Source organism: Solimonas sp. K1W22B-7 (assembly GCF_003428335.1).
Taxonomy (GTDB): domain Bacteria; phylum Pseudomonadota; class Gammaproteobacteria; order Nevskiales; family Nevskiaceae; genus Solimonas_A.
The window spans coordinates 2,829,074-2,852,381 of record NZ_CP031704.1; the positions used below are offsets into that span (position 1 = coordinate 2,829,074).

Annotated in this window: 18 protein-coding genes and 2 pseudogenes; 14 read left to right on the forward strand and 6 right to left on the reverse strand. The window is 67.8% G+C overall.

Annotation, left to right across the window (positions count from 1 at the left end; translation table 11 throughout):
• Window positions 1–10: 10 nt before the first annotated feature.
• From kdpB to D0B54_RS12910, 12 genes and pseudogenes are all read left to right on the forward strand, one after another.
• Window positions 11–2,050 carry a potassium-transporting ATPase subunit KdpB gene (gene kdpB, locus D0B54_RS12860; RefSeq protein ID WP_117291720.1) on the forward strand — a complete coding sequence of 680 codons (2,040 nt, stop codon included), beginning with the start codon at window positions 11–13 and terminating at the stop codon, window positions 2,048–2,050.
• A gap of 9 nt (window positions 2,051–2,059) precedes the next feature.
• Window positions 2,060–2,695, forward strand: coding sequence for a potassium-transporting ATPase subunit KdpC (gene kdpC / locus D0B54_RS12865; RefSeq protein WP_117291721.1), 636 nt, complete (start codon window positions 2,060–2,062; stop codon window positions 2,693–2,695).
• A 98-nt stretch (window positions 2,696–2,793) separates the two neighbouring features.
• Window positions 2,794–5,493 carry a sensor histidine kinase gene (locus tag D0B54_RS12870; protein WP_117291722.1) on the forward strand — a complete coding sequence of 900 codons (2,700 nt, stop codon included), beginning with the start codon at window positions 2,794–2,796 and terminating at the stop codon, window positions 5,491–5,493.
• Window positions 5,493–6,182, forward strand: a pseudogene (locus D0B54_RS25200) (response regulator). The gene D0B54_RS12870 and the pseudogene D0B54_RS25200 overlap by 1 nt, the downstream one beginning before the upstream one ends.
• Before the next feature lie 357 nt (window positions 6,183–6,539).
• Window positions 6,540–6,791 (forward strand): hypothetical protein, encoded by a 252-nt coding sequence (locus tag D0B54_RS25315; RefSeq protein ID WP_240433419.1) that lies wholly within the window; start codon window positions 6,540–6,542, stop codon window positions 6,789–6,791.
• A pseudogene (locus tag D0B54_RS12885) lies at window positions 6,677–7,345 on the forward strand (efflux RND transporter periplasmic adaptor subunit); the annotation flags it as partial. The gene D0B54_RS25315 and the pseudogene D0B54_RS12885, both read left to right, overlap by 115 nt.
• A gap of 130 nt (window positions 7,346–7,475) precedes the next feature.
• On the forward strand, window positions 7,476–10,082 hold the full coding sequence (locus D0B54_RS12890) for an efflux RND transporter permease subunit (RefSeq protein WP_240433420.1): 2,607 nt from the start codon (window positions 7,476–7,478) through the stop codon (window positions 10,080–10,082).
• A 4-nt stretch (window positions 10,083–10,086) separates the two neighbouring features.
• Window positions 10,087–11,436: a DUF1329 domain-containing protein gene (locus D0B54_RS12895; protein ID WP_117291724.1), complete on the forward strand. Its 1,350-nt coding sequence runs from the start codon at window positions 10,087–10,089 to the stop codon at window positions 11,434–11,436.
• Between the two features lie 100 nt (window positions 11,437–11,536).
• On the forward strand, window positions 11,537–11,884 hold the full coding sequence (locus tag D0B54_RS12900) for a hypothetical protein (RefSeq protein WP_117291725.1): 348 nt from the start codon (window positions 11,537–11,539) through the stop codon (window positions 11,882–11,884).
• A gap of 123 nt (window positions 11,885–12,007) precedes the next feature.
• Complete coding sequence (locus D0B54_RS24305) at window positions 12,008–12,151, forward strand: PepSY domain-containing protein (RefSeq protein ID WP_162932391.1); 144 nt, start codon at window positions 12,008–12,010, stop codon at window positions 12,149–12,151.
• Between the two features lie 12 nt (window positions 12,152–12,163).
• On the forward strand, window positions 12,164–12,841 hold the full coding sequence (locus D0B54_RS12905; RefSeq protein ID WP_117291726.1) for a response regulator transcription factor: 678 nt from the start codon (window positions 12,164–12,166) through the stop codon (window positions 12,839–12,841).
• A gap of 24 nt (window positions 12,842–12,865) precedes the next feature.
• The gene (locus D0B54_RS12910) at window positions 12,866–14,203 is read left to right on the forward strand and encodes an ATP-binding protein (RefSeq protein WP_117291727.1); all 1,338 of its coding nucleotides are present in this window, start codon (window positions 12,866–12,868) and stop codon (window positions 14,201–14,203) included.
• A gap of 52 nt (window positions 14,204–14,255) precedes the next feature.
• On the opposite strand, the gene D0B54_RS12915 is transcribed toward D0B54_RS12910, so the two are convergent.
• Window positions 14,256–15,005 carry a MipA/OmpV family protein gene (locus tag D0B54_RS12915; protein ID WP_117291728.1) on the reverse strand — a complete coding sequence of 250 codons (750 nt, stop codon included), beginning with the start codon at window positions 15,003–15,005 and terminating at the stop codon, window positions 14,256–14,258.
• On the reverse strand, window positions 15,002–15,577 hold the full coding sequence (gene orn, locus D0B54_RS12920; protein WP_117291729.1) for an oligoribonuclease: 576 nt from the start codon (window positions 15,575–15,577) through the stop codon (window positions 15,002–15,004). The genes D0B54_RS12915 and orn overlap by 4 nt, the downstream gene beginning before the upstream one ends.
• A 53-nt stretch (window positions 15,578–15,630) precedes the next feature.
• Between orn and D0B54_RS12925 the strand changes: the two genes are divergently transcribed.
• A complete protein-coding gene (locus tag D0B54_RS12925; RefSeq protein ID WP_117291730.1) occupies window positions 15,631–15,972 on the forward strand; it encodes a 4a-hydroxytetrahydrobiopterin dehydratase in 342 nt (113 codons plus the stop codon).
• Between the two features lie 79 nt (window positions 15,973–16,051).
• On the opposite strand, the gene recR is transcribed toward D0B54_RS12925, so the two are convergent.
• The 4 genes from recR to ppsR all read right to left on the reverse strand — a co-directional run bounded on the left by recR (window position 16,052) and on the right by ppsR (window position 20,853).
• A complete protein-coding gene (gene recR, locus D0B54_RS12930; protein WP_117291731.1) occupies window positions 16,052–16,654 on the reverse strand; it encodes a recombination mediator RecR in 603 nt (200 codons plus the stop codon).
• Between the two features lie 192 nt (window positions 16,655–16,846).
• Window positions 16,847–18,544 (reverse strand): alkaline phosphatase D family protein, encoded by a 1,698-nt coding sequence (locus D0B54_RS12935; RefSeq protein ID WP_117291732.1) that lies wholly within the window; start codon window positions 18,542–18,544, stop codon window positions 16,847–16,849.
• 29 nt (window positions 18,545–18,573) lie between these two features.
• Complete coding sequence (locus D0B54_RS12940; protein ID WP_117291733.1) at window positions 18,574–19,896, reverse strand: alkaline phosphatase PhoX; 1,323 nt, start codon at window positions 19,894–19,896, stop codon at window positions 18,574–18,576.
• 117 nt (window positions 19,897–20,013) lie between these two features.
• Window positions 20,014–20,853: a posphoenolpyruvate synthetase regulatory kinase/phosphorylase PpsR gene (ppsR, locus tag D0B54_RS12945; protein WP_240433421.1), complete on the reverse strand. Its 840-nt coding sequence runs from the start codon at window positions 20,851–20,853 to the stop codon at window positions 20,014–20,016.
• A gap of 114 nt (window positions 20,854–20,967) precedes the next feature.
• Between ppsR and ppsA the strand changes: the two genes are divergently transcribed.
• A complete protein-coding gene (gene ppsA, locus D0B54_RS12950; protein ID WP_441347438.1) occupies window positions 20,968–23,307 on the forward strand; it encodes a phosphoenolpyruvate synthase in 2,340 nt (779 codons plus the stop codon).
• Window position 23,308: the final 1 nt, after the last annotated feature.

Here is a 23,308-nt window from a genome sequence, read left to right on the forward strand (position 1 = left end):
GGACGTCGACATGACGCATAAAACCAAGTCCCTGCTCGACCGCGCGCTGCTGATGCCGGCCCTGCTGGACGCTTTCCGCAAGCTGGCTCCGGGCAAACTGGCGCACAACCCGGTGATCTTCATCACCGCGCTGGTCGCCGCCCTGTCCACCGTGCTGTTCTTCCGCGATCTGTTCAGCGGCGCCGGCAACCTGCTGTTCTCCGGCCAGGTCATCGCCTGGCTGTGGTTCACCGTGCTGTTCGCCAACTTCGCCGAGGCGATCGCCGAGGGCCGCGGCAAGGCCCAGGCGGCCGAATTGCGCAAGACCCGGACGCAGACCGTCGCCAACCGCCTGCGCGACAACCGCGTCGAGCAGGTCCACGCCACCGAGCTGCGTATCGGCGATCGCGTTCGCGTCAGCGCCGGGGAGATCATTCCCGGCGACGGCGACGTGGTCCTGGGCGTCGCCACGGTGGACGAGTCCGCCATCACCGGCGAGTCCGCGCCGGTGATCCGCGAGGCCGGCGGCGACCGCTCCGCGGTGACCGGCGGCACCCGTGTACTGTCCGACACGATCGAGCTGCGCATCACTGCCGCCAGCGGCTCCAGCTTCCTGGACCGCATGATCGCCCTGGTGGAGGGTGCCGCGCGGCAGAAGACGCCCAACGAGATCGCGCTGAACGTGCTGCTGGCCGGCATGAGCCTGATCTTCGTGCTGGCGGTGTCCACCATCCCCGGCTTCGTGGTCTATGCCGGCGGCCAGGTATCGGTGATCGTGCTGGCGGCACTGTTCGTGACGCTGATCCCCACCACCATCGGCGCACTGCTGTCGGCGATCGGCATCGCCGGCATGAACCGCCTGGTGCGCTTCAACGTGCTGGCGACCTCGGGCCGCGCAGTGGAGGCCGCCGGCGACGTCGACACCCTGCTGCTCGACAAGACCGGCACGATCACCCTGGGCAACCGCCAGGCCACTGCCCTGCATGCCCTCCCCGGCGTCTACGAGAACGAACTGGTCGATGCCGCACAGCTCGCCAGCCTCTCCGACGAAACCCCCGAAGGCCGCAGCATCGTGATCCTGGCCAAGCAGCAGCACGGCCTGCGCGGCCGCGAGATGTCATCGCTGCACGCGAAGTTCATCCCCTTCACCGCGCAGACGCGGATGTCAGGCGTCGATATCGACGGCCATGAGATTCGCAAAGGCGCCGTCGAGGCGGTGAAGGACTACGTCAAGTCGCATGCCTCCGGCCACGCCATCCCGCCGGAACTGGACGAGATCACCGAACGCATCGCCAAGGGCGGCGGCACGCCGCTGGCGGTGGTCCGCGACGGCCGCGTGCTGGGCGTGGTGCAGCTCAAGGACATCGTCAAGGGCGGCATCCGCGAGCGCTTCGCCGAACTGCGCGCCATGGGCATCCGCACCGTGATGATCACCGGCGACAACCCGATGACCGCGGCGGCGATCGCCGCCGAGGCCGGCGTCGACGACTTCCTGGCCCAGGCCACGCCGGAGAAGAAGCTGGAGCTGATCCGCGCCGAACAGGCCAAGGGCAAGCTGGTGGCGATGTGCGGCGACGGCACCAATGACGCGCCGGCACTGGCCCAGGCCGACGTCGGCGTGGCGATGCAGACCGGTACCGCCGCGGCCCGCGAGGCCGGCAACATGGTGGACCTGGACTCCGATCCGACCAAGCTGATCGAGATCGTCGGCATCGGCAAGCAGATGCTGATGACGCGCGGCGCGCTGACCACGTTCAGCATCGCCAACGACGTCGCCAAGTACTTCGCCATCATCCCGGCGCTGTTCATCGCCTTCTACCCGCAGCTCGGCGCGCTGAACATCATGGGCCTGGCTTCGCCGCAGTCCGCGATCCTGTCCGCGATCATCTTCAATGCCCTGATCATCCTGGCGCTGATCCCGCTGGCGCTGCGCGGCGTCGCCTACCGGCCGGCGCCGGCAGCCAGTCTGCTGGGACGCAACCTGGCGATCTACGGCCTCGGCGGCATCGTCGTCCCCTTCATCGGCATCAAGCTGATCGACCTTTTCGTCGCGGCCGCCGGCCTCGCCTAGGAACGTCCCATGCGTATCCATGTCCTCACCGATACCCCGCCCAGCCCCGGCGTCCTGCGCCCGGCCCTGGCCCTGCTGCTCCTGTTCACGCTGCTGACCGGCGTGGTCTATCCGCTCGTGGTCACCGGCCTGGCGCGGGTCGCCTTCCCCGTACAGGCGGGCGGCAGCCTGATCGAGCGCAACGGCCAGGTGGTCGGCTCGGCCCTCCTGGGGCAGCGTTTCCAGGCCGCCCAGTACTTCCAGGGGCGCCCTTCCGGAGCGGGAGCCGAGGGCTACGACGCCGCGGCGTCCAGCGGCTCCAACTACGGACCCACTTCCAAGGCCCTGCTCGAGCGCGTCGCCGGCGACGTCGAACGGCTGCGCAAGGAACAGCCGGGGCAACAGGTCCCGGCCGATCTGGCGACCGCCTCCGGCAGCGGCCTGGACCCGCACATCAGCCCGGCCGCGGCGGAGTACCAGGTCGCCCGCGTCGCTGCCGCGCGCAAGCTGCCGGAGGATCGCGTGCGGCAGCTGGTGCGCGAGCATACCCAGGGCCGCGATCTGGGCTTCCTCGGCGATCCGGCCGTCAACGTCCTGCAGCTGAACCTGGCCCTGGACGCCCTCTCGCCCCCACCGGACGGCAGTGCACCGGCGGCTCTGCCCTGAACGGCGCGCGCCACTCCTGTCGAAGCGGCGCCCCGCCCCCTCCCGGCTACGGGAGGGGGCGTGCTTTTCATGGGACCGATACCTCCTAGAATGCAGGCATGAACACGCTTGTCCCGGACCCTCCGCGCCCCTCCCCCGATGCCCTGCTCGAACGCGCCAGGCGCGAGCAGCGCGGCAAGCTGAAGGTCTTCCTGGGCGCCGCGCCGGGCGTGGGCAAGACCTACGAGATGCTGTCCTCGGCGCGAAAGAAGCAGCGCGACGGCGTGGACGTGGTGATCGGCATCGTCGAGACCCACGGACGCCGCGAAACGATGGCGCTGCTGGAGGGCTTGCCGCTGCTTGCGCGCAAGCGCGTGCCCTACGAGGGACGCGAACTGGAGGAGATGGACCTCGACGCCATCCTGGCACGCAAGCCCCAGCTGGTCCTGGTCGACGAACTGGCGCATACCAATGCGCCGGGCAGCCGACACCCCAAGCGCCATATGGACGTCGAGGAACTGCTGGGTACCGGCATCGACGTCTACTCGACGCTGAACATCCAGCATCTCGAAAGCCTCAACGACGTCGTTGCCAGCATCACGCGCGTGCGGGTGCGGGAAACCGTGCCCGACGCGATACTCGACCTGGCCGACGAAATCGAAGTCATCGACATCACGCCGGAAGAACTGATCGAACGCCTGCGCGAGGGCAAGGTCTACCATGGCGATGCCGGTGAGCGCGCCCTGCAGGGCTACTTCAACACCGGCAACCTGACCGCCCTGCGCGAACTGGCGCTGCGCCGTACCGCGGAGCGGGTCGACGAGCAGTTGCGCCACCACCGTCGCGCCCAGGGCATCCAGGACGTCTGGGCCGCCGGCGAGAGCGTACTGGTCTGCATCACCGAATCACCGGGCTCGCAGGCCCTGGTCCGCCGCGCCAAGCGCCTGGCCGACCGCTTCGATGCGCCCTGGACGGCGCTGTACCTGGAAACCGCGCGCAGCCTGCAGCTGGACGAGCGCCAGCGCGACCAGATCGCCGAGACGCTGCGGCTGGCCGAACGGCTCGACGGCAACGCATTGTCGATTCCCGGCAGCAGCGATATCGCCGGCGACGTGCTGGCCTACGCCAGCGAGCACAACGTCACCCACATCGTCACCGGAAAGTCGCGGCGCAGCCGCTGGTTCGAGCTGCTGCACGGTTCGGTGGTCGACCAGCTGGTCCGGCGTGCGCGCAACATTTCGATCCACGTCATCGCCGACCCCGAGGTCGAAAAGAAGCCGGTCGCACCGCGGCGCCTCGGGCGTGCCGGCAACTGGAATCTCGCGGCGCTGTTGCCCGTCACCCTGCTGGTCGCCGCCGCCACGTCGCTGGGCTGGGTCATCCACGCCGCCACCAAGGTGCACAACGTGGCGCTGATCTTCCTGGCGGCCGTCATGATCAGCGCGACGCGCTATGGACTCGTGCCCAGCCTCTACGCGGCCCTTGCCAGTTCGGCGGCCTACAACTTCTTCTTTCTCGAACCGCGCTACAACTTCACGATCGGCGATCCGGCCAACGTGCTGTCGCTGATTTTCTTCATCGCCGTATCGGTACTGGTCAGCCAGCTGATGGTACGGCTGCGCGAACAGGGGATGGCGACCCGCGAGCAGGCCCACAGCACTGCCGAGCTGCTCAACTTCACGCGCCGGCTGGCAGGCCTGCGCAAGCTGGAGGAACTGCTCGCCGTCACGGCGGAACAGACCACCCGCATCCTCGACCTGCAGGCGGTGGTCCTGCTGCCCGAGGATGACGGCCAGCGCCTGCGCGCCGACCCCGCGGGCCCGCTGGACGAAAAGGATCTCGCCGCTGCGCACTGGTGCTTCGAGAAGGGCCAGCCCACCGGTCGTGGCGCCGACACCCTGCCCGGCGCCAGCCGCCTGTACGTGCCGCTGCGGACACCGGCGGGTATCGTTGGCGTGCTCGGCGTCCAGCGCGGCGATGGTGAATTCCTGCTGCATCCCTCGGAGCGGCGCATGATCGACACCATCGCCGACCTGGCGGCGATCACCGTCGAGCGCATCCGCCTGGCCAAGCAGATCGACCAGGCGCGCACGCTGGCGGAAACCGAGCAACTGCGTTCGGCCCTGCTCACCTCGATCTCGCACGACCTGCGCACGCCGCTGGCGAGCATCATGGGCTCCATTTCCTCGCTGCGGTCCTACGACGCGATGTATACGGCCGGGCAACGCGAGGAACTGCTGGTCACCGCCCAGGACGAAACCGAGCGCATGCACCGCTTCGTCGGCAACCTGCTGGACATGACCCGGCTCGATGCCGGCGCCCTGCAGCCCAAGCGCGAGACCTGCGAACTGCAGGAGATCGTCGGCTCGGCGCTGCAGCACACGGCGCGCCTGCTGGAACGGCATCAGGTCGTCACCGCCTATGCGCCGGACCTGCCGATGCTGAGCCTGGACTTCGTGCTGATGGAGCAGGTGCTGGTCAACCTGCTGGAGAACGCCGGCAAGTACGCCCCCGAGGGCAGCCGCATCGAGGTCTCGGCGCAGCGCCACCGCTACGCCGTCTCCATCGAGGTGCGTGACGAGGGCCCAGGCATCCCCGAGGCCGACCTGCAGCGCATCTTCGATCCCTTCTTCCGCATCCGTGGTGGCGATCGCCAGCGCGCCGGCATCGGCCTGGGCCTGGCGGTCTGCCGCGGCTTCGTCGACGCCATGGGCGGACGCATCCGCGCGCGCAACCGCCGCGAGCGCAGCGGCAGCGTCTTCGAGATCGAGCTGCCCTCGTCCCTGTTCGTGGCACCGGCCCAGGGGATCGAAAGCTGATGGATGCCGGAACCATCCTGGTGGTGGACGACGAGGTGCCGATCCGGCGCCTGCTGCGCACCACGCTCGGCGCGCACCGCTTCGAGGTGCTGGAGGCGGGCAACGCCGCCCATGCCCTGCAGGCCGTGCGCGAACGCGAGCCCGACCTGGTGCTGCTGGACCTGGCCTGCCCGACCGCGACGGCCTGGAACTGCTGCGCGACATCCGCGGCTTCAGCCCGGTGCCGGTGATCGTGCTCAGCAGCCGCGACGGCGAGTCCGGCAAGGTGCAGGCGCTGGACGAGGGCGCCGACGACTACGTCACCAAGCCCTTCGGCGCCGAGGAACTGCTGGCACGCATCCGCGCTGCCTTGCGCCACCGCCTGCAGCAGCAGGGGGCTCGGCCGGTCTACCGCAACGGCCGCCTGGCGGTGGACCTGGTGCGGCGGCAGGTGCTGCTGGGCGAGGCCGAACTGCATCTGTCGCCCAAGGAGTACGACATCCTGCAGCAGCTGGTGCTGCACGCCGGCAAGGTGCTGACCCACCGTCACCTGCTGCGGGCCGTCTGGGGCAGCGAGCTGGAGGCCGACGTGCAGTATTTGCGCGTCTATATCCGCCAATTGCGCGCCAAGCTGGAGCCGGACCCGGAGCGTCCGACCCTGATCCTGACCGAACCGGGGTGTCGGATACCGCCTCAAGGACGCACAATAAGCTTGCTAAGCTGTGTGGATAGCCGAACTTAACGGCGTCCTCCACACTCTCAGAGCGCCCTCCGGCCCACCAACCGCACACCATGACGATCCGTCGCCTCCCGACGCTGCTGCTGCTGTCCTGCCTTGCCCTGTCCGCCTGCAAGCAGGCCGAGGGCGGCGACGACGCCAAGTCCAAGAAGACCGCCAAGCCCGCGGTCGCCGTCGAAACCGCCACGGTCGGCACCGCCACGCTGGCGCGCGAGGTGGTCGCGGTCGGCAGCGTGCGTTCAGACGAATCGGTGACGCTGAGCCCGAAATCGCCGGCCGCATCTCCCTGGTCGGCTTCGAGGAAGGCCAGCCGGTCAGGCGTGGCCAGGTGCTGTTCGAGCTGGATGCCGCGGTGCATCGCGCCCAGGTCGCCCAGGCCCGCGCCGACCACGGGCTGGCGCAGCGCAACTACCAGCGCGGCCTGGAGCTGTTCGAGCGCAAGCTGATCTCGCAGCAGGAGCGCGACACCCTGCCTCCGCCCAGGAAGCCGCCGCCGCCTCGCTGGCCCTGGCCCAGGCCCAGCTGGCCAAGACCCGCATCGTCGCACCCTTCGCCGGCGTCGCCGGCCTGCGCCAGGTGAGTCCCGGCGACTACGTGAACCCGGGCCTGGCGCTGGTCAACCTGGAGGCGATGTCCAGCGTCAAGATCGACTTCAGCGTGCCGGAAACCGCCCTGCCGCAGCTGCACGCCGGCCAGCCGCTCAACATCGAGTTCGACGCCTGGCCCGGCGAGCGATTCCGCGGCGAGCTCTACGCCATCGACCCGCGCGTGGCCGACACCACGCGTTCGGTCGGCCTGCGCGCGCGCCTGGCCAACAGCGACGGCCGCCTGCGCCCGGGCCTGTTCGCCCGCGTGCGACTGGAAACCGGCTCCCGTGCCCAGGTGGTGGTGATTCCGGAACAGGCGGTGTTCCCGCGCGGCGAACAGCAGTTCGTCTATGTCGTCAGCGAGGGTGTCGCCAAGGAGCGCGAGATCAAGCTGGGCCAGCGCGAGCCCGGACGCGCCGAGGTGACCGAAGGCCTCAAGGCCGGCGAGACCATCATCACCTCGGGCCTGCAGAAAGTGTCTCCAGGGGCCACCGTGACCACCGCGGCAGCCCCGGCCGCAGCGCCTGCGGCGGCGCAAAAGCCCTGAGCCACACCCGCGCCGCTTGAGCAAACCGGGCGCTGCTGCCCACAATAAGCCCTCGTAACCGGCTGAAAGCCGGGCCTGGCCGCCACTGGATGTCAAAAGAACAGGCGGCGACAGCTTGCGGAGGAGCGCGGTGCCGATCACTGCCGATTCGATCCTGCGGTTCTTCATCGCCCTGGTCTACGGGCGCCGCCGCCTGACGTTCACGGTACTGATGGCGATCACGCTGGGCATGCTGGTCATGGCCATGCGCCTGCAGCCGGACGCCGGCTTCGAGAAGCAGATTCCGCTGGAACACCCCTACATGAAGGTGTTCAAGCAATACGAGCAGGCCTTCGGCGGCGCCAACCTGATCTCCATCGCCCTGATCCGCAAGGACCGCAGCGACGGCGCCGGCATCTACGAGCCGCGCTTCCTGGAACACCTGCGCCGCATCACCGACGAGGTGTTCTTCCTGCCGGGCGTGGACCGCTCGCGGGTGTCCTCGCTGTTCACTCCCGGCGTGCGCTACATCGAGGTGGTCGAGGGCGGCTTCGGCTCCGGCGACGTGGTGCCGCGCAGCTACCAGCCGACGCCGGAGATGATGCGGCTGATCCGCGGCAACGTCGCCAAGGCCGGCGTCATCGGCCGCCTGGTCTCGGCCGACCAGAACGGCGCGATGATCGTCGGCGAGCTGCTGGAGCACGATCCCGCCACCGGCGAGAAACTGGACTACCGCTGGGTAGCGCTGGAGCTGGAGAAGATCCGCGGCCGCTACGCCCGGCCGCAGCGATGGCAGTGGCTGGCACGCGCCGACATGGAGGGCTACAAGGCCGGCGAGGTGGTATCGACGCGCTACTCCGCGCCGCCCTGGGCACCCTCGTTCTTCCAGGTCATTGCCGATCGCGAGCGCGCCGACGAGCCGGTGCGGCGCGTGCCGCGCAGCCAGCTGGAACTGCGCCAGTCGGCCAACCCGGACTACGACCCGAGCTTCGACGTCCACATCATCGGCTTCGCCAAGGTGGTCGGCGACGTCACCGACGCCAGCGTCGAGGTGGTGGGCTTCTTCTTCGTCGCGCTGGTGCTGACGATGCTGCTGCTGTGGTCCTTCTGCGGCTCCTGGCGCCTGTCGCTGCTGCCGCTGTCGGCGGCGGTCACCGCGGTGGTCTGGGAGCTGGGCCTGCTGCGCCTGGCCGGCTTCGGCCTGGACCCCTTCGCGATCCTGGTGCCCTTCCTGATCCTGTCGATCGGCGTGTCGCACGGCGTGCAGTACATCAACGGCTGGGGCAACGAGGTGGCGGTGAACCAGCGCAACTCGCTGGACGCCTCGATCGAGACCTTCCGCCGCCTGTTCATCCCCGGCACGGTCGCGATCCTGACCAACGTCATCGGCTTCGCCACGCTGGCCTTCATCAACATCGAGATCGTGCGCGAGATGGCGATCAACGCGGCGCTGGGCATGGCCGCGGTGATCGTCACCAACAAGGTGATGCTGCCGATCGTGCTGTCCTGGGTGGCCCTGCCGGACGTCGAGAAGTTCCGCCGGCGCCAGCAGCGCCGCGCCGAACTGGGCGACCGCCTGTGGCGCAAGCTGGCGCGCTACGCCGAGGCGAAGTACGCCATCCCCACCATCGGCGTGGCCCTGCTGGCGCTGGGCTGGGCGCTGTGGATCTATCCGCAGCTGACCATCGGCGACCAGCAGGTCGGCGTGCCGGAACTCAAGCCCGACGGCCGCTACAACCGCGACTCGCAGGCCATCGTGTCCAACTTCGCCATCGGCGTCGACCTGCTCAAGGTGCTGGCGGTGTCCGGCGAGTACGGCTGCGTCAAGCCGGAGAAGATGGAAACCATCGACCGCTACGCCTGGCACATGCAGAACACCGAGGGCGTGCAGTCGGTGCTGGCGCTGCCGCAGCTGGCCAAGCTGATCCGCGGCGCCTGGTTCGAGGACGCGCCCAAGTGGCGCGTGCTGCCGCGCAACCAGGAGGGCTTCGGCAACATCGCCGGCATGGTGCCGTCGTCGCTGGGCCTGAACAACCCGGACTGCAGCGTGATGCCGGTGCTGATCTTCACCCGCGATCACCGCGCCGAGACCATCGAGCGCATCGTCGACGCCACCAAGGCCTTCGACGAGGCCAACCGCGACGGCGGCGTGGAGTTCAAGCTGGCCTCGGGCAACGTCGGCGTGATGGCTGCCACCAACGAGGAAATCCGCGCCCGCGAGATCGTGGTGATCATCTGGGTCCACCTGACACTGCTGATCTTCGTGTGGATCTCGTTCCGCTCGCTGGCCGCGGTGATCTGCATCATCGCGCCGCTGGTGCTGTGCTCGCTGCTGACCTACGGCGGCATGGCCACGATCGGCATCGGCATGAAGTCGGCCACGCTGCCGGTGGCAGCCTTCGGCGTCGGCATCGGCGTGGACGACGGCATCTACCTGTGGAGCGTGCTGGCGGTGATGCTGTCGCGCGGCCTGCCGCTGCGCGAGGCCTACCTGGAGGCCCTGCGGCATACCGGCAAGGCGGTGATCTTCACCTCGCTGTCGCTGATCATCGCCGTGGTCACCTGGCTGTTCTCCGACCTGCAGTTCCAGCACGACATGGGCCTGCTGCTGCTGTTCATGTTCACGACCAACCTGTTCGGGGCCATCCTGCTGCTGCCGGCCCTGGCCTGGCTGGTGTTGAAACAAGACAGGCAAGAACCTTCCGCAAGCCCCAGAATCGAAGACAAGAACGACAGGAGCGGGGCCGAGGAGGCCTGACGCCATGAAAAACAGCCCGATTTTCCTGATTTGCGCCCTGCTGGCCGGCCTCGCCCTGCCCGCGCAGGCCAAGGTTCCCGCCGCCGAAGCCGCAAAGCTGGGCAAGGAACTGACCCCCATGGGCGCGGAGGCGGCCGGCAACGCCGCCGGCACGATCCCGGCCTGGGACGGCGGCCTGCCGCAGAAGCCGATGCCGCGCGGCTTCAACCCGTACGCCGCGGAAAAGCCGCTGTACGTCATCACCGCCAAGAACGTCGACCAGTACAAGGACCTGCTGACCGAGGGTCACCGCCAGCTGTTCAAGACCTTCCCGGCCACCTACAAGATCCCGGTCTACCCGACGCACCGCAGCGCCAGCTACCCGCCCTGGTTCTACGAGGCCACCAAGAAGAACGCCACCACGGTGGAGCTGACCAACAATGGCTACGGTTTCTGCTGCAGCACGCAGGGCTACCCGTTCCCGATCCCCAAGAACGGCACCGAGGTGATGTGGAACCACATCCTGCGCTACAACACCAAGGGCTTCCGCGGCTTCCTCAACATGGCCGCGACCAATGCCGACGGCTCCTACGTGGTGGAGCGCGACTACCTGGAACTGAGCTTCGTCTACAACAATCCCAAGACCACGCCGGACACGCTCAAGGGCATGAACGTCTATGCCCTGACCAAGGTGGTGTCGCCGCCCAACAAGGCCGGCGAGGCGCACCTGCTGCACGTGCCGCTGGACCGCATCAAGGACATGACCGGTGTCTGGGTCTACAACAACAGCGTCGGCCGCGCGCGGCGCATCGGCGAGGTGGGCTACGACAACCCGCTGTTCGACGGCCTGATGACGCACGACCAGATCGACATGTTCAACGGCCCGCTGGACCGCTACACGATCAAGCTGCTGGGCAAGAAGGAGATGATCATCCCCTACAACAGCTACAAGCTGTACGACCCGGCGCTGAAGTACAAGGACATCGTCGGCAAGGGCCACATCAACCAGGACCTGACGCGCTACGAGCTGCACCGCGTCTGGGTGATCGAAGCCGAGGTCAAGGCCGGCTTCTCGCACCGCTACAAGAAGCGCACGTTCTATCTCGACGAGGATTCCTGGATCGTCCATGCCCAGGACATCTACGACGAGCGCAACCAGTTCTGGCGCACCGCCGAGTCGCATTCGATCTGCTTCGCCAACGTGCCGGTGGTGGTCAACGGCGTGCAGGTGCACTACGACCTGCAGTCGCGCCGCTACGTCGCGATCAACCTGACCAACGAGGAAAAGAAGCTGATCGACTACGACTGGGAGGAGAGCCCCGGCTACTTCTCGCCGTCGACACTGAAGAAATTCGCCACCACGTCGCAGAAATGAATCCGGCAGCGGCCGGATTCAAGGCTCGTTAAGCTGGCGTTCAGCCTGGCGAGTTAAGAGAGAATTCAGCTTGTGTTTCATAGGCTAGCAAATGCCAGCCATGAACAAGATACTTGCCCTACTGATCGCCGCCTGCCTGCCGATGACCGCCACCCACGCCGCCGACTCCCCGCGCCCCTACGCCCAGGTGATCAGCAGCCGTCCGGTGTACGGGGAAGTGCGGGTGGCCGAGCGGCATCGCGAATGCGCGCCGCCGGACGAGGCGGTAGCCGAAGATGTGGCGGCCTGCCGTACCGTCACCGCCTGGCGGCTGGAGCAGCGCGTGGAAGGCTACGACGTGCTGTACCACTACGATGGCCGGACCTACAACACCCGCCTGCCCTACGACCCTGGTGAACGCCTGCCGGTGCGCGACCGTAGTCGCGGTGCGGCGATGAGGCTACAGTAGGCCATGCGCGGGGTCACCGCCCTACTGCTGGTACTGCTGGGCAGTCTCGTTGCGGGCGCGGCCACGGCCGAACCCCGGGGAGACCGCCGGTCCATGGAGTTCCGGAGCGACCGGGACCATGGCATGTCCATGCGGGAAGCCGCCGACCGCGCGCAGCGCAAGCACGGCGGACGCGTGCTGGCGATCGACCAGGACGGCTTCGGCGGCTACCGCGTGAAGCTGCTCAAGGACGGCGAAGTCCGCACCGTCCATGTTTCCCCTGAATAACTACAAGACAAAATGCGCGCACTGGTCATCGAGGACGATCCGGCCCTGCAGGCCCAGGTCGTCAACTTCCTCACGGAAGATGGTTTCGCCGTGGACTCCGCTTCCGACGGCGAACAGGGCGGCTACATGGCCGAGGAATACCCGGCCGACGTCGCGATCATCGACCTCGGCCTGCCCAAGGCCAGCGGCCTCGACATCATCCGCCGCGCCCGTGCCGCGGGGCGCAAGTTCCCGATCCTGATCCTGACCGCCCGCGACGGCTGGCAGAGCAAGGTCGAGGGCCTGGAGGCCGGCGCCGACGACTACCTGGTCAAACCCTTCCACCGCGAGGAGTTGCTGGCGCGCGTGCGCGCCCTGCTGCGCCGCAGCGGCGGCTGGGCGCAGGCCAAGATGGAATCCGGCCCCTACCAGCTCGACACCGGCGCCAAGGCCGTGACCGCCGACGGCAAGCCGGTGGAGCTGACCAGCTTCGAGTACCGCGTGCTGGAGTACCTGCTGACGAATGCCGGCAAGGTGATCTCCAAGTCCGAGCTGACCGAGCACCTCTACACCGAGGACGAGGAACGCGACAGCAACGTCATCGAGGTCTTCATCCGCCGCCTGCGCACCAAGCTCGATCCGGAAAGCCACTACAACCCGATCACCACGCTGCGTGGCGCGGGCTATCGCTGGGATCTGCCCAGGGCCTGAGGACGACCGGGTCCTGCGCCGGCCATGATCCGCAACTCCCTGCGCGGCCGCCTGCTCACCGCCTCCGCGCTGGTGCTGACGGCCTTCGTCGCGATCACTGCCTACGCCCTGGACCAGGCCTTCCGCAACAGCCTGCTGCAGGCCGAGAAGGAGAAGCTGCAGGGCCTGGTCTACGCCCTGCTCGGCTCCGCCGCGCCGCGCGAGGACGGCGAACTGAGCATCGCGCTGGATGCGGTGCCGGACCCGCGCCTGCGCCAGCCGCTGTCGGGTCTCGACGCCGCGCTGTTCGACGAGCGCGGCCACGCCGTCTGGAGTTCCGCCGCCTTCCTCGACCTCCCGCAACCGACGCTAGCCGACGTCGGCCAGTGGCAGTTCGAGCGCCTGTCCAACCCCGACGTGTTCTCGCTGAGTTTCGGCCTGCGCTGGATCGACCTGGCGCGCGATCCGCGGCGCTACAGCATCGTCGTGCTGGAGACCACGCAGGGCTACCGCGAGCAGATGGCCACCTTCCGCCGCACACTGTGGGGCTGGCTCGGCGGCACCGCGATGGCGTTGACCGCGATGCTGCTGTTCCTGCAGCGCTGGAGCCTGGCGCCGCTGCTGCGCCTGGGCCGCGAGCTGCAGGAGATCGAGGCCGGCAACCAGGACGAGATCGCCGGTCGTTATCCCGACGAGCTCCGCCCGCTGACGCATGACCTCAACGCCATGATCGTCAACGAGCGCAACCAGCAGTTGCGCTACCGCAACGCCCTGGGCGATCTCGCCCACACGCTCAAGACGCCGCTGGCGGTGCTGTCCGGCATGACCCAGGAGCGCGGACTGAATCCGGTGCAGCGCGAGCAGCTGCAGGAACAGGTCACGCGCATGCAGCGCATCGTCGACCACCAGCTGCGCCGCGCCGCCGCCGCCGGCACGCGCACCCTGAGCAAGCCGCTGCGCGTGCGTCCGCTGATCGAGAAGATCGCCGGCGCACTGACCAAGGTCTACGCCGACAAGAATCCGCGCTTCGACCTGCAGATCACGCCCAATCTCAAGCTGCGCGCCGACCAGGGCGATCTCTACGAACTGATCGGCAACCTGCTCGACAACGCCGCCAAGTACGGCAACGGCCGCGTGCGCGTCAGCAGCCGCGTCGAGGACAAGCACTGCAGCTTCGTGGTGGAAGACGACGGACCGGGCTTCCCGGAAAACCCCGAACTGCTGCTGGAACGGGGTATGCGCGCCGACGACCAGACCCCCGGCCAGGGCATCGGCCTGGCGGCCGTGGCGGAACTGATCAAGGCCTACGAGGGCCACCTGGAGCTGGGGCGCTCGGCATTGCTGGGCGGCGGCAAGGTCACGGCGACCTTGCCGCTGCGGTGAAAGCGGCCGTCTGTAGGGTGCGCGGTGCGCACCCTACGGCTCCTTAGCGTGCCTACAACGGCAAGCGATAGCTCACGCCCAGGAACAGCGTGCTCTCCCACTCCGCGTCCACCAGCGGGCTGTCCTCGATGTCGCTGCCGAGGTAACGCGCGCCGAGCAGGCCGGTCGCGGTCCAGCTGGGTGTGATCGGGTAGATCGCGCTGAAGCCCAGCTGCGGCACTACCACGTTGCCCGGCTCATAGCCGCCGGCAAAGCCTGCTTCGCCCGGCTTGAGGCCGTAGTAGTAGGCAGTGAAGTCCTCGCTCAGCAGGCTGACGCCGATGTTGGGCGCCAGCAGGAAGTCGCCGACGATCGTCGGCCGCGACAGGCGCAGGCCCAGTTCGTAGCCGCCGTGACGGTCCAGCACGTCGAACAGCGCATGGCTGTCCAGCAGCAGGCGCTCGCCCAGCGGCATCGTCACGCCGACCCCGGCCTCGAAGGTGCGCTTGCGCTCGTCGATGGCCAGCGCCGGATCCAGGTCGCCCGACTCCAGGCTGTTCAGGCGGAAATTGCCGAGCAGCGAGACGCGGTAGGCATCCTCGCGCAGGAAGGACCAACCCATCGTCAGGCCCTGCAGGAAGAAATCGCCGTACTGGCCCTGCACGAAGGGGAAGCCGACGACGTCGGCATCGCTGCCCTCGTAGACCTGGTCGAACAGCAGCACGCCGGCGCCGAAGCTGACGTAGTCGCCCTCTGCCGCCAGGGCCGGCAGGCTGCCGGTGGCGAGAAGGACAGCGACAAGACTCTTGTTGATGAATTTCATGGGGTCTCCGTGCCCACCGGCTGCGCGGCGGCGATCAGGAAATGTTCGCGGTAATAGCGCAGCTCCGCGATGGAATCACGCACGTCGTCGAGCGCGAGGTGGGTCGAGGACTTCGAGAAGCCCTTGGAAATGGCCGGCGTCCAGCGCGAACACAGCTCCTTGAGCGTGCTGACGTCGAGATTGCGGTAGTGGAAGTGCCGCTCCAGCTTCGGCATCCAGCGCGCCAGGAAGCGGCGGTCCTGGCAGATCGAGTTGCCGCACATCGGCGACTTGCCCGCCGGCACCCACTGCGCCAGGAACTCCAGGGTCAGGCGCTCGGCCTCGGCGTCGTCGATCAGGCTGTCGCGCACACGCTGCGTCAGGCCCGAGCCGCCGTGCTGCCGCGTGTTCCACTCGTCCATCACGCCCAGGTCTTCATCGCTCTGTTTCACGGCCAGCACCGGGCCTTCGGCAAGTACCTTGAGCTGCTGGTCGGTGACGATGGTGGCGATCTCGATGATGCGGTGACGCTCGGGCACCAGCCCGGTCATCTCGAGGTCGATCCAGATCAGGTTGGAAGCATGGGCAGGCATGTCGGTGGGCGGTTTCGGCGATAATCGGCAGTCTAGTCTAAGGGAGTATCACCATGTCCGACCTCGCGTCCAAGCGCTGCGTATCCTGCGAGGGTGACGCCAAGCCGCTGGACCTGGCCGCCTGCATGAAACTGAAGGAACAGCTGCCCGAGCGCTGGCGCCTGCTGCGCGAGGGCAAGCTGCTCAGCGCCGAGTTCTCGTTCCGCAACTACTACCAGACCACCGCCTTCGTCAACGCCGTGGCCTGGATTGCGCACTCCGAGAACCATCATCCCGACATCGACTTCGGCTACAAGACCGCCAGGGTCAGCTGGTGGACCCACGCGGTGAACGGCCTCACCGAAAACGACTTCATCTGCGCCGCCAAGGTGGAGAAGCTGCTGGTCGAAGCCTAGCCATACTCGTAGGAGCGGCTGTTAGCCGCGATCACCGGTGATCGCGGCTAACAGCCGCTCCTACAGGTCACGGAACGAATCAGACCGGCGTACGGCCCGACATGGCATGCGCCAGCGTGCCGCCATCGACATACTCCAGTTCACCACCCATGGGCACGCCATGGGCGATGCGGCTCACCTTGATGCCCTGCCCGCGCGCCATCTCGGCCAGGTAGTAGGCAGTGGCCTCGCCCTCCACCGTGGGATTGGTGGCGATGATCATTTCCTGCACCTCGCCCGATGCCAGCTGCTCCTGCAGCAGGTCCAGGCCCAGCTCCGCCGGGCCGACGCCGTCCAGCGGCGACAGCCTTCCCATCAGCACGAAATAGCGCCCGCGGTAGGAAGTGCCGCTCTCGATCGCCATCAGGTCGGCCGGCGACTCGAGCACGCAGAGCTGGCCGGTGGAGGCGCGGCTGTCGGCGCAGTAGCGGCAGTGCTCGCCGGCGTCGCAGAACATGCGGCAGCTGGGGCAGCGGCCGATGCCCTCCAGGGCCTCGACCAGGGCCCCGCCGAGCAGCTGCGCGCCCTGACGGTCGCGGTCCAGCAGGTGGAAGGCCATGCGTTGGGCCGACTTGGGGCCGACGCCCGGCAGGCGGCGCAGCGCCTCGATCAGGCGGCTCAGGCGGGGGGAATAGGCGGACATGGGGGCATTTTACCGCGCATTTCCGCAAACCTCCGGGCAACCCAACCCAATGTGTTCCCTCTCCCGCCTGCGGGAGAGGGTGCCTGAAGGGCGGGAGAGGGCTTCTGTAGAACTCAGGCTAGCTTGCGCAGATCGTTCTACAGAAACCCTCTCCCCTACCCCTCTCCCGCAAACGGGAGAGGGGACAGCCATTCAGGCAACCAGCGCCGGCGCGCCCGCCACCGGCTCCGTCTGCCCCGCCGACGACAAGCGATTGCTGCCGTCCTGCGTCGCGAAGGCCGTGCCGAAACTCTCGTCCTCGCTCACCGCATCGATCGTGTCCACGTACCAGAACTCGCCCGTCACCCGCTCCGGCACGATGTCCAGCAGCAGGTAGCCCTTGCGCGCGGTGTCCACGTACTTCATGTGCGGATTGAGCAGGCGCAGCGCCGGTGCCAGCGGGTTGAGCGGCTCCAGGCCCGGCGAGGTCACCGAGGTGCAGACGAACTCGACGGCGCGCGAGCCCTCGCCGCTCAGCGGGTTGTAGACCAGGGGGTTGTTCGGATCGTGCGAGATGTCCATCGCCCAGGAGCTGTGGATGTCGCCGGTCAGCACAACGACGTTGTCCAGGCCCAGGCCCGAGATCAGGTCGAGCACGCGCTGGCGCTCGGCGCGGTAGCCGTCCCACTGGTCGGTATTGATCACCAGGCCGCCGGTGCTGACCAGCGGCAGGCCCTGCAGCAACGACTGCAGCTGCTCCACCGGGATGTTGGTCAGCAGCGACAGCTCCGGCAGGCCCACGCGCAGCTGGCCGAACATCACCTGCTGGCCGAGGAATTTCCACTTCACCCCGGCGGTGGCGGCCAGCGTGGTCGCCAGGAAGTTGCGCTGCGGTTCGCCCAGCAGCTGACGCTCGGCATCGTTGATGCTGCCGGCATCCACCAGGGAGGCCTGCAGGTCGCGCCCGATCAGGCGCGTGTCCAGCATCGTGAACTCGGCCAGATCGCCGTAGCGGAAGCTGCGGTAGATGCGCTCGGGGTTGGCGGCGTCCGGCGTGCGGATCGGCATCCACTCGTGGTAGGCCTGGATCGCCCAGGCCTTGCGCTGGGCCCACTCGCCCTCGGCGCCCTCGGTATGGTTGTTGGCCCCGCCGTTCCAGCTGTTGTCGGCAGTCTCGTGGTCGTCCCAGACCGTGATGAAAGGGTGCTGGCGATGGACCGCCTGCACGTCGGCTTCGCGCTTGTAGTAGGCGTGGCGCGTGCGGTAGTCGGCCAGCGTCAGGATCTCGTGGTCGGGCTCGTAGGGGCGCGCGCTGCCGTACTCGCCGGTGCCGTACTCGTAGATGTAGTCGCCCAGGTGCAGCACCACGTCGATGTCGGCGCGCTGCGCCAGCTTGCGGTAGGCGTTGAAATAGCCATGGGCATAGCTGGAGCAGGACACCACGCCGACGCGCAGGCGCTCCACCGCGCCCGCCGGTGCGGTACGCGTGCGCGCCGCCGGCGAGACCTGGCCCTGGGCGCGGAAGCGGTAGTAGTAGCTGGTGGCCGGCAGCAGGCCGTCGGCGTCCACCTTGACGGTGTAGTCGCGCGCCGCGCTGGTGCTGGTCTGCCCGCGACGCACGATGTTGGCGAAGCCCGGGTCGGTGGCCAGTTCGTAGCTCACCGCCACACTGGAATCCACACCGCTGACGCGGGTCCACAGGATCACGCGGTCCGACAGCGGATCGCCGCTGGCGACGCCGTGCAGGAACTCCGCATTGCCGCTGCCGCCGTCGGCGCGCGGATCGGAGCTGCCGCAGCCGGGCAGCAGCGGCAGGGCGCCGATGGCGGCGGCACTGCCGGCGCGGCGCAGGAAATCACGGCGGCTGAGGCCGCTCTTGCGGCGGGTGGAACGACGGCGGGGTCCGGACATGGTGCTGCTCCCTGGATGCTATGAGTTGTTTACGGGCAGGTGCCGGAGGGACAGGCGGAGAACGGCAGCGTCACCTCGAAGGTGATGCCGCTGCCGCCACGGCCCACGCGGCCGCTGCGCTGGGCGCTGAAGTACAGGCGGCTGCCGTCGGGCGAGAACGCCGGCCCGGTAATTTCGGAGCTGGTGTCGGGCTCGCCGGCGGCGTTGGTGACCTGCAGCAGCGGCAGCACGCGACGGTCCGGCAGGATCACGCAGACCTGCATGTCGCCGCCGTCCTCGGCCACCAGCACGTCGCCGAATTCGCTGACCGTGAGGTTGTCGACGCCGCTGAGGATCTTGTCGCTGCCGCTGGCCTTGTCGAAGTCGTAGACCACTTCCAGGGTCTGGGCGCGGGTGTCGTGGCACCAGATGCGGTTGTCACCCTTGCTGGAGAAGTACACCAGGCCGTCGAAGTACCACAGGCCCTCGCCGCCCTTGAAGATGCTGCCCGGGGCCGCATCGCCGAGGCGGTCGCGCACACCGGCCTGGGCCTGGCCGGGATCGACCACGTCTTCCCAGGTCACGGTGCGGGGGCGGCTCAGGTCGAAGCCTTCGGGCGGATACTGATTGGCCGGCAGCTCGGAGAACCGCAGCACCTGCAGCTTGCCGGCCTGCAAGGCCGGGCGCGCCGCGCCGGCCGGCCAGTCGGCCGCGGTGGGGGTCACGCGGTAGAAGCGACCCGCACCGGTGTCCTCGGTCAGGAACAGCTGGCGCTGCTGCGGGTCCACCGCTACCGCTTCGTGCTTGAAGATGCCCAGGATCGGCCGCGCCGTGCCGTTGCCGGCCAGCTGGGGGTCGCATTCGTGAACCTGGCCGCTGTCGGTCTCCTCGCAGGACAGCCAGGTGCCCCAGGGCGTCTTGCCGCCGGCGCAGTTGCTGCTGGTGCCGCGCAGGATGCGGTAGGAACCGGTGATTTCGCCGCTGCGGTCGAACTTCACCGCGCCGACGCCGCCGATCAGGGGTACCTCGGAGTTCGAGGTATAGACCCAGCCGCCGTCGGCCGTGGGGAACGTGGCGCCGCCGTCGGGGAAGGTATGCCAGAAGTTCAGCGTGCCGGGGACCAGCTGTCCGGACACCGCGACCACGCGGGAAGTGAAGCCGGCCGGCAGGCGCAGGCCGTTTTCGTCGGGAGCCTGCAGCGGGCCGATGCCGGCAAAGCGGCTCTTGCCGATTCCACCGCCGCCATTGCCGCCGTCGCTGTCGCCGCAGGCCGCCAGGCCCAGGGTACCGGCGGCGCTGGCCGACCAGAAGGCGGTGCGCAGGAAATCTCGGCGCGACAGCGGGCCGAAGGCCGGGTCGATCAGGCGGCTCATGGTGAATTCTCTTTCGGAAAACAGGGGCTTGGGCAGGACTTCCTGGCCCGGAAAGAGTATGTCAGCCGGATGACCGTCAGATGACAATGGCGGCCGGTAGAGCGGTTTTTCCCAGCGCTAGAACGTCGGCTTACGCAGGTTCTTCTCCTGCATCACCATGGTGGCGATCTCCTCGATCGACATGTTGGCGGAGTTCAGGAACGGCACCTGGGTGCGGCGGTAGAGCTGTTCGGCCTGGCGCAGCTCGTAGGCGCACTGGGCCAGGGAGGCGTACTTGGAACCGGGGCGGCGCTCGCTGCGGATCTGCGACAGGCGCTCCGGCTCCGAGGTCAGGCCGAAGCACTTGCTTTCCAGCCCGCGCAGGCTGTTGGGCAGCTTCTGCTGCTCCAGGTCGTCCTCGGTGAGCGGGAAATTGGTGGCGAACAGACCGTGCTGCAGGGCCAGGTAGAGGCTGGTGGGGGTTTTTCCGCAGCGCGAGGGGGCGATCAGGATCACGTCGGCCCGGGGCAGGTCGCGGGTGGACTGGCCGTCGTCGTGCTCCATGGCGTAATTCATGGCCGAAATGCGCGAGTTGTACTTCTGCTGGTTGGCCATGCCATGAGCCCGGCCCTGGGCGTGGGTGGACGCCACGCCGAGCTCCAGTTCGATGGTATGGATCATCAGATCGAACAAATCCAGGAAAAGCGCCTCGGCGGTGCGTAAAATAGCGCGCACCTCGTCGTTGACGGTGGTGCTGAAGATCAGCGGCCTCAAGCCGCCGTCCTTGGCGACGAAGTTGATGAACTCGAGCGTGCTGCGCGCCTTGTCCGGGTTGTTCACGAACGGCAGCGTGGTGGTCTTGAATTCCACGGCCTCGAACTGGGTCAGCAGGGTATGTCCCAGGGTCTCGGCGGTGATGCCGGTGCCGTCGGATACGAAGAAGACATGGCGCAGCGGCGTCATTGTGTTGAGTTTCAATAGTTTGTGTGGTTCTGCCACTTATAAACCATAACGTGCGGCTTTCGCACGCCCCTAAGCTTGCAACAGGTAAAGAACGTGAGCCAAAACGTCCTCTGGTACTCCGAACTCGGCATGCACGACGTCGAAATCGTCGGCGGCAAGAACGCCTCCCTCGGCGAGATGATCCGCAACCTGGCCGCCAGCGGCGTCAAGGTGCCGAACGGCTTCGCCACCACGGCCTCCGCCTACCGCGAGTTCCTGTCCCACGAGGGCCTGGCCGCCCGCATCAACGACATGCTGACCCAGCTGGACGTGGATGACGTGGTCGAGCTGGCCCGGGTCGGCAAGCTGATCCGCGAGGCCTGCATCAAGGCACCCTTCCCGGCCGCCCTGGAAACCGAGATCCGCGAGGCCTACGGCAAGCTGCTGGCCGAGTCCACCGCCGAGATCTCCGTGGCCGTGCGCTCCTCCGCCACCGCCGAGGACCTGCCGGACGCCTCCTTCGCCGGCCAGCAGGAGACCTTCCTCAACGTCCAGGGCATCGACAACGTCCTGCACGCGATCAAGGAGGTCTTCGCCTCCCTGTTCAACGACCGCGCCATCGCCTACCGCGTGCACCACAACTTCGAGCATGCCGCCGTGGCGCTGTCCGCCGGCGTGCAGCGCATGGTGCGCTCCGACAAGGGCGCCTCGGGCGTGATGTTCACCATGGACACCGAGTCCGGCTTCCGCGAGGCGGTGTTCATCACCTCCTCCTACGGCCTCGGCGAAGCCGTGGTCCAGGGCGCCGTCAACCCCGACGAGTTCTACGCCTACAAGCCCAACCTGCGCGCCGGCCGGCCGTCGGTGCTCAAGCGCGGCCTCGGCGAGAAGGCCAAGAAGATGGTCTATTCGGCCGACCGCAAGCTGGGCCGCACGGTGGAGTTCACGCCGGTCTCCAGCGAAGAGCGCAACCGCTTCAGCCTCAACGACGCCGAGATCGAGGCGCTGGCGAAGCAGGCGCTGATCATCGAGGACCACTACGGCCGCCCGATGGACATCGAGTGGGGCAAGGACGGCATCGACGGCCAGCTCTACATCCTGCAGGCGCGCCCGGAGACCGTGCAGTCGCGCACCTCCGCCAACACGCTGCGCCGCTACAAGCTCAAGGGCAAGGGCGAACTGCTCACCACCGGCCGCGCCATCGGCCAGAAGATCGGCGCCGGCAAGGTCCGCATCCTGACCTCCATCGCCGAGATGACCCGCGTGCAGAACGGCGACGTGCTGGTCACCGACATGACCGATCCCGACTGGGAGCCGATCATGAAGCGCGCCAGCGCCATCGTGACCAACCGCGGCGGCCGCACCTGCCACGCCGCGATCATCGCGCGCGAGCTGGGTATCCCCGCCGTGGTCGGTTGCGGCGACGCCACCGACAAGCTCAAGGACGGCATGGAAGTGACCGTGTCCTGCGCCGAGGGCGACACCGGCAACGTCTACGCCGGCCACATCGACTTCGCGGTCGATGAGATCGCGCTCGACAAGATGCCGGACATCCCGGTCAAGATCATGATGAACGTCGGCACGCCGGAGCAGGCCTTCGACTTCGCCTCGCTGCCGCACAAGGGTGTGGGCCTCGCCCGTCTCGAATTCATCATCAACCGCCAGATCGGCATCCACCCGCAGGCCCTGCTGGAGCTGGAAAGCCAGGCGCCGGAAGTGCGCCGCATCATCGACCCGATGATCGCGCCCTACGGCAAGCCGGTGGACTACTTCGTCAAGCGCCTGTCCGAAGGCATCGCCACCATCGCCGCCGCCTTCGCGCCGGAGCCGGTGATCGTGCGCCTGTCGGACTTCAAGTCCAACGAGTACGCCAATCTCGTCGGCGGCCGCCGCTACGAGCCGCATGAAGAGAACCCGATGCTGGGTTTCCGCGGCGCCTCGCGCTACATCAGCCAGAGCTTCCGTTCCTGCTTCGAGATGGAATGCCAGGCGCTGAAGTACGTACGCGACGAAATGGGCCTGACCAACATCAAGATCATGGTGCCCTTCGTGCGCACCACCGACGAGGCCCGCCAGGTCGTCGAGATCCTGGCCGCCAATGGCCTGGAGCGCGGCAAGAACGGCCTGCAGCTGATCATGATGTGCGAGCTGCCCAGCAACGCCGTGCTGGCCGAGCAGTTCCTCGAGTACTTCGACGGCTTCTCGATCGGCTCCAACGACATGACCCAGCTGACCCTGGGCCTGGACCGCGACTCCGGCCTGATCGCCCATCTGTTCGACGAGCGCAACGAGGCGGTCAAGGCGATGCTGAGCATGGCGATCACCGCCTGCCGCAAGCAGGGCAAGTACATCGGCATCTGCGGCCAGGGGCCTTCGGACCACCCGGAACTGGCCAAGTGGCTGCTCGACCAGAAGATCGAGTCCATGTCGCTCAACCCGGATACCGTGGTGGAGACCTGGCTGTTCCTGGCCGGCCAGAAGGCAGGCTGAG